Raw genomic sequence first — 15,666 nt, 5'->3', positions numbered from 1 at the left:
CAAACGCCCTTTTTTATGCCATTCAACTAGCTTATTTGAACATATCCGCTTGGCGGTTTTTCTTGACATAATCAATCATGCAATCACGCAGTAGCTGACTTGCGGTGCGGTTATTGGCTTTGGCGGCTTTTTTGAATTGTTCGACCAGATTTTTATCGACTCGCATATTAAATGTGGTCATTTCATCGTGTTTTTCTGACATGAGTACTCCAAAGTGATTTTGCCAAAGATGAATCAGCCAAGCCCAAACAGCTTTGGCGAAAAATTTGCCAATTATACCGACTAAATGCACACCTTGCAAGGACAAAATATATTCAATATTCTAAACAATCGGTTTACGACGATAAAACAAAATCCCCGGAATTGACAAGCCAAGCACCAATGCCGAAATCACAAAAATCGCATCAAAAAAGTAGCTCATCATCAGCACAAACAAATCCATGCTAAAGCCAAAATAACCAATCTGCACCATACTCACCATCGCTTTATAGGCGGTGATGCCCGGCATCATACAGATGAGACTTGGCACAATCAAAGCTTTGGGTGGTAAGCCGTATCGCTGAGCGTAGCGTACACCCAAAAAGCTGCCTATCATCGCCCCAAAAAAAGTGGCAATCGCAAGATGTGTGCCATCATGCACCATCAAAAGCTTGGTTCCAAAACCCAGTGCGGTCACCGTCATACAGTGCGGAATGTACTGCTTAGGCAAAGTGAACATCAAACACCAACCCACAGTGATAATGCATGATAATGCGATTTTTTGGATAATTATCAGCCAATCCATCATAGTCCCCAATGTGGAATTTGTAATAAAATCAACGCAATCACAATACCCACACAGGCTGATAGCGTCAGCATTGTGGCGAACATCCATCGCCCTACGCCCATGTTGATATAGCCTTTTAGGATGTCGGATAAGGCATTGATGATGGGAAAGCCAGGCACAAGTAGTAGCACACTTGCCGCCACAGCAATATCGGCATTATCACCAAGCTTCAAAAAATACGCCACCGCACCCAGCAATGTCGCCACAAATGCTGTGATAATCACCACCACAAACGGGTTGAAATGATGTGCCGACAGATACACACGCATCCGCATCGCCACACAGCCTGCCAAAAAAGTCACCAAAGCAATCGCTAGGCCGCCGCCATTGAGATAAGCAAAGCAGGCGCAAGATAAGCCAACAAATAGCGAAACCAGATAATTGGGATAAGCGGCACGCCCCATCGTATCAAATGCTTGAGTGGTATGCTCAATGAACTTATCCTGCTCATCGGTGCTTAATATCGCAAGCTGGGCAGCCTTGTACTGCTCTGCGTGTAGCACGATTTGCTGAATATGCACCAGAATGCTGACATTAATGCCCTGATGCACGGTGTTACGCACGGTTGTGATGCATCGCCCTTGATATAAGGTGGTCAAAGTCACGGCATTGAATGACAATCCACATTCAACCCCATCCACCCCAAGCGCCACCCCAAGCCGCTTGGTCAAATCGACGACAACAGCCGACTCTGCGCCAAACTGCATGAGTAGCAAGGCGCAGCGGATACATAGCCGAGTGATACGCTGTTGTTGGTGATAGCTGATGCGTGCTGTGGCTTTACCGTCATTGTACAAAATCACAGGCTGAGTTGCATCAGCCGAATTTGCCATATTTGCCGTTTGCGTCGTGGCAGGCTTTGGGCTTGTGAATTGTGCGTTCATGGTGACTTATGCACCAAGCAATGTATCAAGCAGTGCTGATAGCTTATCCACAATCAGCTGGGCATCAGCGTGCGATAGATTGAGCGCAGGCAACAGGCGAATAACATTACCACCGGTAACATTGACAATCAGATGATGTACATCACGAGCCGTATCAACCGCTTGGCTCAAATCCACCCCATCAGGCATCGCAAAGCCAATCATCATGCCACGACCACGAGCGCTGATGCCACGATTGGCAAATTTATCCAAAATCGCTTGGCGGATAAAATCGCCTTCGGTGACGGCATTTGTCATTACTTCGTCTGTTAAATGTTCATACACTGCACAGACAATACGACTGCCAAGCGGTGTACCGCCATAGGTTGAGCCATGACTGCCTGCACCAAACAGCCCTACTGCTTTGCCACTGACCATACACGCACCGATAGGAAAGCCATTGCCAAGCCCTTTGGCGGTTGTCAAGACATCAGGGGTGATATTGCTGTATTGATAGGCGAAATATTTGCCCGTGCGACCGTTGCCGGTTTGCACTTCGTCAAGCATGAGTAGCCAGCCCCTGTCATCACAGATTTTGGCAAGTGCATCCAGATAGTCATCAGGTGGTGTGTGCAGTCCGCCTTCGCCTTGGATAGGCTCAACCAGCAGTGCACAGATATCAGCATCATCAAGGTCGGCAACTGCTTGAATATCGCCAAATGGTACACGGATAAAGTCATCATCCAGCGTAAAAAAGCCTGCACGCGCCTTTGGATTGGCGGTAGCCGATACGGTCAATAGCGTGCGACCGTGAAATGAGTGCTCCATGACCACGACTTTTGGGCGTGCTTTGCCTTGATTGTGTGCATATAGGCGAGCAAGCTTGAGCGCACATTCATTGGCTTCAGCACCCGAATTGGCAAAAAACACCTGCTGCATATTGGCAGCACGGCACAAGACCTCCCCTGCCTTTTCTTGCCAATCCACACCGAATAAATTGCTGGTATGCACAAGCTGACCTGCCTGCTCGTTGATGGCACTCGTGATGGCAGGATGGCAATGACCCAAGCCACAGACAGCAATACCGGTCAACGCATCCAAATACGCCGTACCATCGGCAGTGTATAAATAAGACCCTTCGCCACGCACAAAGCTAATCGGCTGGCGTGCATAAGTTGGCATCAAATAGCTCATAAAACATCCTTTTGGTTATTTTGATAAATTTAAACTTGGCAAAGCATGATTAATAGCGAGATAACTGCTCGGCTTGGCTAAGCTCATCGCTAAACGGTGTATCATCGCTTGGGATTTTGTAATCTTCGGATGCCCATGCGCCAAGGTCAATCAGTTTACAGCGGTCAGAACAAAATGGCTTATAAGGATTGTCCGTCCAAGTGGTGGGCGTCTTGCACTGTGGGCAAGGATAGCTGATGACTTCGCTCAAGGCTTACTCCGATGATGAAACTTTTGGGAATATTTTAGCACAAAAAATCAAGCTTAGCTGATTGATACTGCATAATTTACATGAGTTGATTGACGATTAATTATGCAAAAACCAACTAAACAACTCGAATTTATGCACATATTTGCTAATTGATATGCGATTTTATCATACTCATCAGATTTTCTGATTTAATTATAAATTTTATAAAATAATACATGACAGACATAGTCAAGCAAGCTATAATCAGTGACCGATATTATGTAATAATTTCTCAATGGCATTTCTCAAGGAAATAAGGAGTCTGATGTGAGTGATGCACCCTTAGTCAATGATGACAAAGCGAATCAAAGCTATCAACAACTGCACAAGCCAAGCAGTAGTTTCGACTCTCGTGAAGCGTATCTGAATCATGAACTACAAATCATGCAACCCAAGCGGTGGCGTGCCAATCTGCCGTTTCGTGATTATCGTTTTGAGTTCGAAGATGCGATTCCTGCGATGGCGGGCACGATTGGTAAGATTGTGATGGTCGGTGCGATGGCCGCTGCCTTTGCGGCACCTTTGGGGCTTGGTGAAGCATTCGTACTTGAAAATGTGCGTTATGAGATGCTGATCGCATCTGTATTTGTGCTGTTATTATCAGGATTTTTGTTGCCGACGGCGAACTTGGCAGGGACACACGGTCCACTAATTCCGCTGATTCCATTAGTCGTAGCTGCAGGCGGTCATCCGTTGGCATTTGGGCTATTGATTGGGATTTTTGGTATTCTGCTCGGTGTGTTTAAGGGCGGTTCGCTCTTGGCAAGGCTTACCAGTAATGGCGTGGCAGGTGGTTTACTACTGTATCTTGGCTTTGTAGGCTTAATTGCGCAGGTCAAAAACATGATGACTTGGGCGGAATCCATCGGCTTGCCGCATTTGGCGTTCGTAATTATCCTTGCTACCATTGTGATGTACGCCCTACTTGAGCATTGGCAAAAACGCTGGCTTGCTGTGCCGATTGGCTGCGCACTCGCTGGTGTGATTGCTTTTGCGATGGGCGCTCCGTTTGAATTTAAGACCGAACCAGGCTTACCACCGCTCAATCCTGCCTACTGGTGGGGCGAAGATACGGGCTGGACTTTGGGTTTGCCTGATGCCAAAAGCTTTGTGGTGGTATTTCCATTTGCGGTGCTTGCCGTGGCGATGTGGTCGCCTGATTTTCTAGGGCATCAAGTTTTCCAAAAAATCAGCTATCCACCCAATTCTGAGCGGACGCACATGAATATCGATGATACTATGATTGGCTGTGCGGCAAGACAAGCAACAGGCTCGCTGCTTGGCGGTGCGAACTTTGCATCATCATGGGGTACTTATATCGTGCCTGCGGCGATTGCCAAGCGCCCTATCCCTGCCGGTGCAGTATTGACGGCGCTGTTTTGTATCATTGCTAGCATTTGGGGCTATCCGATGGATTTGGCAATTTGGCAGCCTGTGCTGTCTGTGGCTTTGATTGTTGCAGTGTTTGTACCGCTACTTGAAGCAGGCATGGAGATGACTCGTAAAGGCAAAACCACGCAGTCGGCGGCGATCGTCGTCTTTGCATCAGCACTTGTCAATCCTGTGTTTGGCTGGTCATTGACAATGATGCTAGACAATCTAGGCTTAATCGGCGATAAGCAGCGCAGTGTGGAGCTTGGACTTAGTGGTCGTGTGATTATTCCATTGGCGGGCTTTGTGATTTTGTGCGCTGTAATGGCGGCGGTTGGGATGTTCCCTGGTGTGCCTGCACTATTGCCACAGTTTAGAATTTAATAGTTTGATAAGACATATAAAATCACCGCCATCATGGCGGTGATTTTTTTGGGCACAAAAAAAGACCTTGTAGTTGACTCAATGTCTTTACAAGGTCTTTTTAGCAAGTTATGCGATGGCTTATTTTTTGAAATAAGCTTCTAGCACTTCTAGGCATTTTTGAGCTTTCACAGGGGTTTGCTCTTTTGAAGCAGTAACCGCTGAGATGGTCAATGCAGGTAGATCGTATTCAGGTAGTACAACAACCAATTCACCAGAAGCGATGAGATCTTTTGCCATCACTTCGTTGGTCTTAAGGATGCCATAGCCTTCACGAGCAAGGTTCAATGCGATGTTGGCATTGTTGCTGTATAGGCGTGAGCTGATACGCACATTGGTTTTTTCGCCGTTTTTGCGGAATTCTAGGTTCTCAGTTGATTTTTCGCTGCAAAGTACGACATCATGCTGAGTTAGGCCTTTTGGCGTTTCGATGGCATCACGGCCTGCTAGGTAGCTCGGTGCAGCAACCAATACTTGCTTAACTGATGCTAGTGCCAAGCCTTGATTGCCTTCTGATAGTACCAAAGCCAAATCAATGCGGTCTTCGATCATATCAGCATGATCACCACGAGAGATTAGGTTTAGCGTTAAGTTGTCATGCTCAGCAAGCCATGAAGACAGTGCAGGCAATAGGTAGTTTTTGGCAAGTTCAGGTGTAGTTGCGATACGCAGGCTACCTGAGATTTCGTCTTTTAGTTGGATAACGCTATCACGGCCTTGTTCAGCGGCTTTGACCATCTGAACAGCAGCATTGTACAGGCTCTCACCTGCTTCTGATAGGCTAAGTTTACGAGTAGAACGATGTAGTAGAGACACGCCCAAATCGGTCTCTAGTGAGCGGATTTGTTGGCTGACTGCACTCGTGGTAATGCCAAGCTCTTTGGCAGCACCGCTGAATGAACCATGACGAACAACACTGGCAAATACCGCCATACTACGAAGATTGTCTAACATAATTGATCACCCTTGAGTTTGTTGTTTACAGCATTGAAAAGTATAAACTTTTACTCTTTAATTGTAAAGTTAATGTTATATGAATGTGTTAATATATAGCACAGTCTGAAAAAGCAGGTTATTATATCTAACATTTACACTTTTTACAAACTGAATAATGACTATGCAGTCATATTTTTAACTTTTCAATTAAATAAAAATCGTGTAAGTCTAGGTCTAAATAACCTTTTTAGAAATACTTTTTATCATTTAATTGGTGATTTGTCAATAAAAAAATTGCACAAAATACTAAATAATCAATTTGGTTAGATTTAAGCATGAATTGAGATGCAATACAGCAAGTATGATTTACATTTTGGTAAGAAATAACAAAATCCACCATCAACAGTATCTGCTAGTACTTGCACTGATTGCACCGCTTTATTCAAGGCTGAGTTTAGAATTTAGCAAAACCGAATTGCCATCATTTACAATAAATCCTGATTGCCATAACCGCTGTAGCACAGGGCTATTAATCAGCTGTGTCTGTGCATCGAGCTGGATTTGCTGCTGACGCTGGCTGAGCAGATTGCTGGGTGATGCTTGGCATAGGCTGTCGTCAGTTTTTATCTGCTGATTTAGGCGGATATTTGGATAATGTATGGCAAATTTTTGATAAGCGTGCTCAAAGCTGATATTGACTTGAGCGGTCTCGCTACTGACGATTAGCTGGCTGTCGCCATCAATATCGCCCGTCATTATACTTTGGCTAAGTAGTGCCAACTCATCGGCATCGAACGCTTGTTCAAGGCGTGCTTGCGATAGCCAATAGTCCCACTTTTGCGGTGTCCACTCACCGCTCAATGTCACCGCTTGGGGCAATAGCCGTGCTTGCATTGCTTGCTTGGTCATGTAGGTAGCCACTTCGGTGCTTGGTGCGTCGCTGGTCTGCTGAGTATCCGCGAGTACATCAGGCGTGTCATGGGTAGATGGCGGATTGATAGGTTCATTGGGTGCGCTTGTTGCATTTGGCTCATGCTGAGCGGTCGAGACATCCAAGTCGGCATTGGTTGTGTCGGCAGTCTCTTGTGTTTGCTCAATTGGTTCAGGCTCATGGGCTGACTTATCATCAGGTGCAATCACGGTATCAGTTTGAGCTTGAGCTTGAGCCAAAATATCATCAGTGATTTCAGGCGTATCTTGTGGCTCATCCTGCACTGTATCAGATTGTGGTATATCCTGCATATCAAGCACGGACACATCAGGTACAGCACTGTCACTAGGCTCATCCACGACTGGCATATCAGCCATATCGATATCGGATGCGGATGGCTCGATATCCGATGTATCCGCCATATCTGCTTGGGTATGTTGGTCAATCGCATCAGGTGTGTCGGTATGGATGGCGACGGTATCCTGCTCGCTATGATCAACAGTATCATCCACTGATGAATGCTGAATGTCAGCACCTTGTTCATCTACCTGTGATGGCTTGGCTTGGGATGTGCTTGGCATCGGCTCAGACACCACCACTTCCCCCACCGCCAAAGGGCGAAACGCAAGCAGGCGCAAAATCCCCATCTCCAGTGCCTGCATCGGCGTGCTCGCTAGGCGGATACCGTCACGGCTTTTGATGAGAATTTCATAATACAGCTGCAGCACATCGGCACTGATTTGCTGTGAAAGCGTCGTCAAGAGTGCCTGCTCTTCTTCGCTCATATCCAGTGGCGACTGCGGTAGCACCTGCAGCAGCGCCATCTGATGAATACGATCAATCAGCTCATCAAACACAGATGCGGCATCCACCATCTTTTCACGCATCAGTGCAATCTGCGTACTGACCGCAGATTTATCATCTTGATAAATCGCTGCTATCAATGCCAACACATCGGTGCTATTGACTAGCCCAAGCATTTCATTAACCGTGTCGGCTTGGATTGCACCGCCACCAAAGGCAATCGCCTGATCGGTCAGTGACAGTGCATCACGCACCGAACCTTTGGCAGCGCTGGCAAGTTGCCACAGTGCAGATTCACTATATACCACAGACTCTTGCGACAGTACCTTTGCCAGATGCTCAGCAAGCAATGCTTGGGGCATCGGACGCAGCACGAACTGCAGACAGCGTGAGATGATGGTAATCGGCAGTTTCTGCGGATCGGTGGTGGCAAAGATAAATTTGACGTGCTCAGGTGGCTCTTCGAGCGTCTTTAAGAGTGCATTGAACGAGTGTGTCGATAACATATGCACTTCGTCAATCAGATAGACTTTGTAGCGACCTTGTACAGGTGCATAAGGCACGTTTTCGAGCAGATCTCTGGTGTCTTCGACCTTGGTGCGGCTGGCAGCATCAATCTCAATCAAGTCCAAAAATCGCCCTGCATCGATTGATTGGCAAGTATCACAGATACCGCATGGTGTACTTGTGATGCCTGTTTCGCAGTTTAGGCATTTGGCGAGAATACGAGCGATGGTCGTCTTGCCCACACCGCGCGTGCCAGTGAACAAATAGGCGTGATGCAGTCTGCCTGTGTCGATGGCATTGGCAAGTGCTTGAGAGACGTGTGTCTGACCGAGCAATTCGCTGAAGTTTTTTGGGCGATATTTACGCGCCAAGACTTGATATTGTTTATCCATGATAAATCATTAAAATCTGTCAGGTTCGATGTCAGGCTGAGCATCTTTGGCGATAGGATTGTAGATATGTACCGTCTGATTGCCCTGCTCATCCTCTTCTAAGATGTATTTTTGACCACTGCGATTGAGCTTGTGCATTAGGCGTTGATACCATCCCAAAAAGCCTGTGGTTGGCTCATGATCATTATGATAAAACGCATTCAGCACCGCTGGTAAGCCAAGTCCGCAAACTACCCCTGATAATAGCACAACAATGAAAGTATAGCCAATCAAAACATTATTATAAGGATGTAAAGCTGGCACATTCGCCACCGCCAAAATCAACGCAAGCGAAATGCCACCACGTACACCGCCCCATGATAGGATGGGTAAAGTGCCGTTATAGGCATTTTTTCGCACCGATGGAAAAAAGGCAAAAGACAGATAATTGGCAATGAATCGTGCCAAATGTAAAAGCACAAACGCCACCACACCACCGATGATGATGTGTACATTCAAATCCAAAATAAACAGTTCAAGCCCAATCAGGGTAAATAAGAAAGAGTTAATAATCCCTTCGATGGTATGCCAAAAGTGATTAATCTCTTCGATATCATGATGAGCGATAATATCCTGCCATTTATTACCAACAATCAAACCTGCCACCACACAAGCAATCGGCGCTGATGCATGGGCGTATAATGCCACCAAATAAGAACCAACCGCCAACAGTGCTGTGGTCAAAATCAGCGATTCCATCTCATTTTTGCCCTTGAGCAGGTATAGGGCACTACGACCAAATGCCACACCAATCACCACCGCCACAATGACTTCATAGGCTAGGTGTTCGACGACGGTCAATAGATTAAAATCATCACCTTGAATGACCTTTAAGATGGTCATAAAAATCGCAATACACATCGCATCATTAAACAGTGACTCACCTTCTAGCTTGACCATCAGATGTCGTGGTGCTTTGATCGAGCTGAGCACGCCTTTGATGCCAATCGGGTCAGTTGCACCCAGTGCCGAACCCAATAAAAGCAGCACAATCAATGGCACAGCATGACCAGTCAATGCCTGAAAGCCATAGAGCATCACCCCAAAGACGATGGCGCACAGCAATAAGGCCAGACTTGCCAAGATGCCAATGGGTTTCCAGTAGTTTTTTAGATCTGAGATTTGAAACTTGAGTGCCGATGACGTCAAAATAAAACAAATCACGCCATTGATTAGAAAGTCATAAAAATTAATATGGCGAACTGCTTCTTCGATGGCTTCAATATTGATATTGATAAATTGATTGCCATTTAATAAAGTCGCCACCCATTGTAAGATAAATACAAGCAATGCCGATACAATCGGCACGCCAATCGCCTGTGGCAAGCCAAGCACACGCTTATTGAACAATGTCGTTGCAATCGATACCAAACAAACAATCGCAAAAATCTCAAGAAAAATAAAACTGCCCATATCGCCCCATGACGCCAGATCTTTATTAGAAAAATAAAGGCGTTTTGTTTATTCACAAATACGCCTTTATGCACATCTCATCGCTTATTTTTGACGCATATGCGGGAACAAAATCACATCACGGATGCTTGGCGCATCAGCAAATAGCATCACCAAGCGATCGATACCAATGCCTTCACCCGCTGTCGGTGGCAAGCCATATTCTAGCGCTTCGATAAAGTCAGCATCATAGTGCATTGCTTCATCATCGCCTGCGTCTTTTTCGGCGACTTGCGCTTGGAAACGCTCGGCTTGGTCGATTGGGTCATTGAGCTCGCTAAAGCCGTTGGCAAGCTCACGACCACCGATAAAGAACTCAAAGCGATCCGTGATGTGCGGATTGTCATCATTACGGCGTGCTAGTGGCGAAGTTTCCGCAGGATATTCGGTGATAAAGGTCGGCTGACGCAGTTTTGATTCGACGGTTTCTTCAAAGACGATGGTTTGTAATTTGCCCAAACCAAAGCTTGGCTTAACTTCTTCTTTGAGCACTTCTTTGACGAACTTAGCAAGAAACTCACGGTCATTGACATTGTCAGGGGTAAAGCTTGGGTTGTGCTCAAGAATCGCATCAAACATTGAGATTTTCTTAAAAGGCCCTTTGAAGCTGAACACTTCGCCTTGATATGGCACATCGGTTGAGCCTAGAATGTCGATGGCAAGTTTTTCAAGCATATTTTCGGTCAATGCCATCAAATCTTTGTAATCGGCATAAGCTTGATAAAACTCAATCATGGTAAATTCAGGATTGTGGCGAGTTGAGACGCCTTCGTTACGGAAGTTGCGGTTGATTTCAAACACACGCTCAAAACCCCCGACCACCAAGCGTTTTAGGTACAATTCAGGTGCGATACGCAAAAACAGTGGCATATCCAGCGCATTGTGATGCGTCTCAAATGGACGAGCTGATGCACCACCCGGGATGACGTGCATCATCGGCGTTTCGACTTCCATAAAGCGTTCATTGGTCAAATAGTTGCGAATGCCTGCAACGACCTGAGCACGGATTTCAAAGGTGCGTTTGGTCTCTTCATTGACAATCAAATCTAAATAACGCTGACGGTATTTGACTTCGGTATCGGTCAAACCATGAAATTTGTCAGGCAGTGGACGCAGTGACTTGGTCAATAGTTCAAAGTCTTCTAGGTGGATGTACAAATCCCCCTTACCAGAACGACCGATATAGCCTGATGCCGCCACGATATCGCCCAAGTCCAGTGATTTGATGGTCTCAAGTGTCTCGCTTGGCAAGCCTTTGCGATCGACATACAGCTGAATGCGACCGGTCATGTCTTGGATGACGATGAATGAGCCACGGTTTAGCATCACACGGCCGGCAACTTTGGCATAGACCTTGTCGCCTGCTTCGATGGCTGCCTTGTCCACGCCATCAAATTGATTTTGTAGATCTTGGCAATAATCTTCGCGCTTAAAGGTGTTTGGATAAGCGGTTTTGCCTTGCTCGGCAGCTTTTTGTTGTAGCGCTTCTAGTTTGGCATGGCGTTGGGCGATAAGATCGTTTTCGCTGATGTGTTCTGCTTGGGTTTGCTCAGTCATGATAATTCCAATAATTGTCAAAAATCAAAAACAAAAAGATAGACTATTGTATCAGATTATGCGCCATCAATCATTATTAAATTTGGCAAATTTTTATCAAACGAGCAGGATGTAAAAGATTTGGCAAGCATCCAAAAACCTGCTATGATACCAAAAACCCACAACCAAAAAGGAGTTTGTGATGGCGACCAAAACCGTAGGTGTCCCTTATCGAATTTTGCGTGATGATACGCAGGCCATCTTAATCGATGTTCAAGAAAAATTAACCCCGCATATCCACGACCATGAAGCTGTCACGGACAAGATGGCGATTTTAATTCAAGGCTTACAAGCGCTTGGCGTGCCTGTGATGCTGAACGAACAATACAAAAAAGGCTTGGGCGAAACCATCCCAAAGCTATATGATATCCTTGATGATGCCAACAAACAAAGCTTTGAAAAATTAAGCTTTAGCGTCTGCGACAACGCCCCATCATGGGCGCATATCGTTCGACAAAATCGCCGTATTGCGCTACTGTTTGGCATTGAGACCCATGTCTGTGTACTACAGACGGCGCTAGATCTTTTGGATAATGGTATGCAACCTGTCATCGTCGCTGATGCGGTCGGCTCAAGAAATCCCTATGATAAGAAAATCGCCCTACGCCGTATGCGCCGTGCCGGTGCGGTGATTACCACCACCGAAGCGATTTTGTTTGAGCTACTGCGTGGTGCGGATGATCCTGCGTTTAAGACCATTGCCAAATTGGTGAAATAACCTGCGCCAATTACGCAAATTGGTCAATACTGATTGACAAAAAATCGCCGAGAGTTGTGACTGTCGGCGATTTTTTTGATGCAAAAGGATTGATAAAGTTAAAGTTAAAGTTAAAGTTATTGCTTAAGTTTCCAATCCTTGACCTGCCATCCACCTGCTGGATCGTTGATACTTTCAGCGATAATTTCAGGCTTGACTAGGCGTGAATTGACCGTGTTGTACAAAAAAGTACCGGGCGCATCTTTTTGTAAAATCATCTCCGCTTGGGCGTATAGCTTTTGGCGCTCGGTGCTATCTGCGGTATTGATGGCTTGTTCGAGCAAGGCATCATAGGCGGCATTGTGATAGCGACTGCGGTTATTTTCGTTGCCTGTCTTAAAGATATTTAAAAATGTCGTCGGCTCGTTATAATCTGCGCACCATGATGCGAGCACGGCTTGATATTTACCTTGTTTGCGATTGTCTTGTAGTGCTTTCCATTCCATTTTTGACAGATTAATATCAATAAAATCAAGCGATTCTTTGTAGATGGCTTGGGATGCGACGGTGACATTTTTGGCAATCTCATTACTGCTTGAGAGTAGCTCAAACTTTAGCGGATTTTGCGCATTGTATCCTGCTTCATTGAGCAGTGCTTTGGCTTTGGCAATGCGTGTGACTCGGTCATCTTTGACCCAATCAGGCTCAATCACACTCATGCCTGCGATGACACTTGGGGTGAATTGATAAGCAGGTTTTTCGCCACGCTTGAGCACATCTTTGGTGATGATATCACGATCAATAATCAAAGACAGCGCTTGGCGTACTCGCACATCATCAAATGGCGCAACTTGATTATGATATTCAAAATAAGCCGTGCATAAGCGTGGCATGGTCACAAGCTCATTGCCGTGCTTGGCTTTGATTTGTTCAAATTGCTCTGGTGGCACATCCGATGTGATATCCACCTCCCCTGCTTGATAGCGACTAATCTCTCCAACCCCTGCAATCGGCAAGAATGACACCGTATCAAATGTCGTTTTCTCATTATCAAAATAAGCAGAATTTCGCTCAAGCTTGACATGACTACCCACCACTTGCTCAACCGGCTTATACGCACCACTGACCACGATATTGGCAGGATTGACCCATGCATCGCCGTGTTGCTCGATGGCTTTGGCATTCACCGCATAAGTCGCTGGTAATACCAATAAATCCACAAAATACGGTACAGGCTCGGTCAAAGTAATCTGTAAGGTCTTATCATCAATCGCAACCACGCCTAAGCTATCGACACTGGCAGTGCCGGCAATGATTTTATCAGCATTGACCACCTTAGCATCCGCCAAATAAGATGCATAAGGCGCAGCGGTCGCAGGATCGGTCAGACGACGCAAAGAATACACAAAATCCTGTGCAGTAATCGGCGTACCATCAGACCAATTGGCATCACGCAGATAAAATGTCCACTGCTTATTATCCGCACTCTCCCAACGCTCGGCAAGTGATGGAATGGTTTTGCCTGTGGCATCGGTCGCCACAAGCCCCACCAAAAACTGACGGATGATATTAAAAGATGGAATGTCTGATGTCTTGTGCGGATCAAGCGATGTCGGCTCGGCGGTATTACCAATCTCTATGCTATGCGAGGTGGCTGCATCTGTTTTTGGGTCATTGCTTGTGCGATTTGGACTATCATGACAAGCTGATAATGCACAGACGCTACCCATGCCGAGCGCCAATGCCAGTAATTTGAATGAGAATTTCATAAAATATCCTTATTAAAGCGACTAAATCAATGCGACAAATCAAGTAGTCAAGCGGTATGCCAACCCACGATATTTACAAAATGAAATATTATATTAGAATACCTGCTTGTCTCATGCAAGTCAATCGCTATTAAAAACCCGTCGGTCAAGTCAGATTTGGTTGATTTATAAAAATAAGTTCAGGACTAAATTTATAATACCTAATAATAAAGCGACCCAAAAGCCGCTTTATTATCAATCTACCAACCCATCACTCACCACTAACACTTGCCATCAAATCCGCCTGATGCTCACGCAATAGGCTGTCCAATAGCTCGGTCAAATCCCCTTCCATAATCGCATCTAGCTTATAAAGGGTCAAATTGATCCTGTGGATTTACCAAGAAATACAGTGAGTTACTAGTGATTTTAGGGTAATACCATTACACCTGTTAAGTGTTTAGTCAGTATAGGGAATAATTCTTTAGTTGCCTATGCCTCATTATTTATACCAAAAATAAACCCCATGAATACTCACAGGGTCTATTTTCAGATTGAGCTACTATAAGTATAAACTTATAAGAAGATACTCAACCAAGGCAACATTGTAAATCCACTAAACCAACCTGCTGCACTCATACCCACATTTGGTACGATACCCAATGGGTTCAAGATACCTGCAAATGGTAGGAATGACTCTACCAAGAAGTGCTGTGCAATCACATGACCACCGTTGCTGTGTAGATGTCTAGCCAGTACTCGTTGGAAGCGGAACAAGAACTTAGTAAACATAAGAACACCAAGGTCATTGGCTGACTGCATACCACGGGCAGTAGGTGTATCATAGTTAATGAATGCTTCTTGTGCAGCTTGAATACCTAGCTCAAATGCTTCAGCTTTACTCTTACCTGCTTTCTTGGCTTTGGCTTCAGTATGTTTAGCCAGTGCGTATTTAGCAGCAAAGTCAGAGAACTGAGTAGCTTCAGACATCATCTTATGCATAGGTGTATCAGGATGCATCGTCAGATACTTCAGTGCAGTACGAGCAGGTTGCACATTCCACTCCAAATGATCACCCATTCCACTCTTCACGTGACCACTTATTCCACTCTTATTTGACCATCCAATAAAAAACCACCAGTCAAGCCAATTTGCTCAACTGATGGGTTTGATGTCAATTTGCTTTTAAAACCCATCCCAAACTCACACCACTGACCCAATCTTTATTTGAAAAGCCGTTGGGATCACTGATTGCTTTTGAGATGAAAATGACGTAATTAAAACTTAGGTAAGGCACCACGACCACGCTTACCCTTACGGATACCGCCAAAATAACTTTCATCAAGTTCCATCTCACCATCAAAGAGTTCTTTGGCTTCTTGGGCAAGATGATATTCTATCACAAGTCTAATTTTGTGGTAAAACAATATGGCTGTATTGTACTGAACACCAAGCAAATCTGCCGATGTTCTAGCAGTAACTTCTGCAACAAAAAACTCAAGCAGTTTTGAACCGCACCCCAAAAGTTAGACAACCTTTGGGGTGTTTTTATGACCAAATACACAATAGACTTTAAACTTAAAGTCATTGATCATTAT

General features: G+C 45.3%; 13 protein-coding genes and 2 pseudogenes. 2 read left to right on the top strand and 13 right to left on the bottom strand.

Annotated elements, in window-relative coordinates; genetic code table 11:
- Nucleotides 1-31 precede the first annotated feature (31 nt).
- The 5 genes from B0680_RS10865 to B0680_RS03770 form a co-directional block, all read right to left on the bottom strand.
- The gene (locus B0680_RS10865; protein WP_169835327.1) at nucleotides 32-202 is read right to left on the bottom strand and encodes a hypothetical protein; all 171 of its coding nucleotides are present in this window, start codon (nucleotides 200-202) and stop codon (nucleotides 32-34) included.
- A gap of 120 nt (nucleotides 203-322) precedes the next feature.
- A complete protein-coding gene (locus B0680_RS03785) occupies nucleotides 323-784 on the bottom strand; it encodes a threonine/serine exporter family protein (RefSeq protein WP_078253728.1) in 462 nt (153 codons plus the stop codon).
- A complete protein-coding gene (locus B0680_RS03780) occupies nucleotides 784-1,710 on the bottom strand; it encodes a threonine/serine exporter family protein (protein ID WP_078253727.1) in 927 nt (308 codons plus the stop codon). The genes B0680_RS03785 and B0680_RS03780 overlap by 1 nt, the downstream gene beginning before the upstream one ends.
- Nucleotides 1,711-1,716: 6 nt before the next feature.
- A complete protein-coding gene (locus B0680_RS03775) occupies nucleotides 1,717-2,883 on the bottom strand; it encodes an aspartate aminotransferase family protein (protein ID WP_078253726.1) in 1,167 nt (388 codons plus the stop codon).
- A gap of 49 nt (nucleotides 2,884-2,932) precedes the next feature.
- Nucleotides 2,933-3,133: a DNA gyrase inhibitor YacG gene (locus tag B0680_RS03770; RefSeq protein ID WP_078253725.1), complete on the bottom strand. Its 201-nt coding sequence runs from the start codon at nucleotides 3,131-3,133 to the stop codon at nucleotides 2,933-2,935.
- A 306-nt stretch (nucleotides 3,134-3,439) separates the two neighbouring features.
- On the opposite strand from B0680_RS03770, the gene B0680_RS03765 reads away from it, so the two are divergent.
- On the top strand, nucleotides 3,440-4,927 hold the full coding sequence (locus B0680_RS03765; RefSeq protein ID WP_078253724.1) for a DUF3360 family protein: 1,488 nt from the start codon (nucleotides 3,440-3,442) through the stop codon (nucleotides 4,925-4,927).
- Nucleotides 4,928-5,047: 120 nt separating this feature from the next.
- Here the strand turns inward: B0680_RS03765 and B0680_RS03760 are convergent, their stop codons facing one another.
- The 4 genes from B0680_RS03760 to lysS form a co-directional block, all read right to left on the bottom strand.
- Nucleotides 5,048-5,920 carry a LysR family transcriptional regulator gene (locus tag B0680_RS03760; protein WP_078253723.1) on the bottom strand — a complete coding sequence of 291 codons (873 nt, stop codon included), beginning with the start codon at nucleotides 5,918-5,920 and terminating at the stop codon, nucleotides 5,048-5,050.
- Nucleotides 5,921-6,340: 420 nt separating this feature from the next.
- The gene (gene dnaX / locus B0680_RS03755; RefSeq protein WP_078253722.1) at nucleotides 6,341-8,536 is read right to left on the bottom strand and encodes a DNA polymerase III subunit gamma/tau; all 2,196 of its coding nucleotides are present in this window, start codon (nucleotides 8,534-8,536) and stop codon (nucleotides 6,341-6,343) included.
- A gap of 9 nt (nucleotides 8,537-8,545) precedes the next feature.
- A complete protein-coding gene (locus tag B0680_RS03750; RefSeq protein WP_078253721.1) occupies nucleotides 8,546-9,988 on the bottom strand; it encodes a cation:proton antiporter in 1,443 nt (480 codons plus the stop codon).
- An 84-nt stretch (nucleotides 9,989-10,072) separates the two neighbouring features.
- The gene (gene lysS, locus B0680_RS03745) at nucleotides 10,073-11,584 is read right to left on the bottom strand and encodes a lysine--tRNA ligase (RefSeq protein WP_078253720.1); all 1,512 of its coding nucleotides are present in this window, start codon (nucleotides 11,582-11,584) and stop codon (nucleotides 10,073-10,075) included.
- Between the two features lie 181 nt (nucleotides 11,585-11,765).
- Between lysS and B0680_RS03740 the strand changes: the two genes are divergently transcribed.
- Nucleotides 11,766-12,341, top strand: coding sequence for an isochorismatase family protein (locus tag B0680_RS03740; protein WP_078253719.1), 576 nt, complete (start codon nucleotides 11,766-11,768; stop codon nucleotides 12,339-12,341).
- 116 nt (nucleotides 12,342-12,457) lie between these two features.
- Here B0680_RS03740 and B0680_RS03735 read toward each other — a convergent pair whose 3' ends face one another.
- The 4 genes and pseudogenes from B0680_RS03735 to B0680_RS03725 form a co-directional block, all read right to left on the bottom strand.
- Entirely contained in the window at nucleotides 12,458-14,089 is a 1,632-nt protein-coding gene (locus B0680_RS03735; RefSeq protein ID WP_078253718.1) for a peptide ABC transporter substrate-binding protein, read from the bottom strand.
- 250 nt (nucleotides 14,090-14,339) lie between these two features.
- Nucleotides 14,340-14,462: pseudogene (gene prfA / locus B0680_RS10725) on the bottom strand (peptide chain release factor 1); the annotation flags it as partial.
- Nucleotides 14,463-14,644: 182 nt separating this feature from the next.
- Nucleotides 14,645-15,124 carry a hypothetical protein gene (locus B0680_RS03730; RefSeq protein WP_158078297.1) on the bottom strand — a complete coding sequence of 160 codons (480 nt, stop codon included), beginning with the start codon at nucleotides 15,122-15,124 and terminating at the stop codon, nucleotides 14,645-14,647.
- A 227-nt stretch (nucleotides 15,125-15,351) separates the two neighbouring features.
- Nucleotides 15,352-15,591 (bottom strand): annotated as a pseudogene (locus B0680_RS03725) (IS1595 family transposase); the annotation flags it as partial.
- Nucleotides 15,592-15,666: the final 75 nt, after the last annotated feature.

This window comes from Moraxella pluranimalium (assembly GCF_002014825.1).
In the GTDB taxonomy this organism is placed as follows: domain Bacteria; phylum Pseudomonadota; class Gammaproteobacteria; order Pseudomonadales; family Moraxellaceae; genus Moraxella; species Moraxella pluranimalium.
This window is presented reverse-complemented; position numbering and strand designations above follow the sequence as displayed.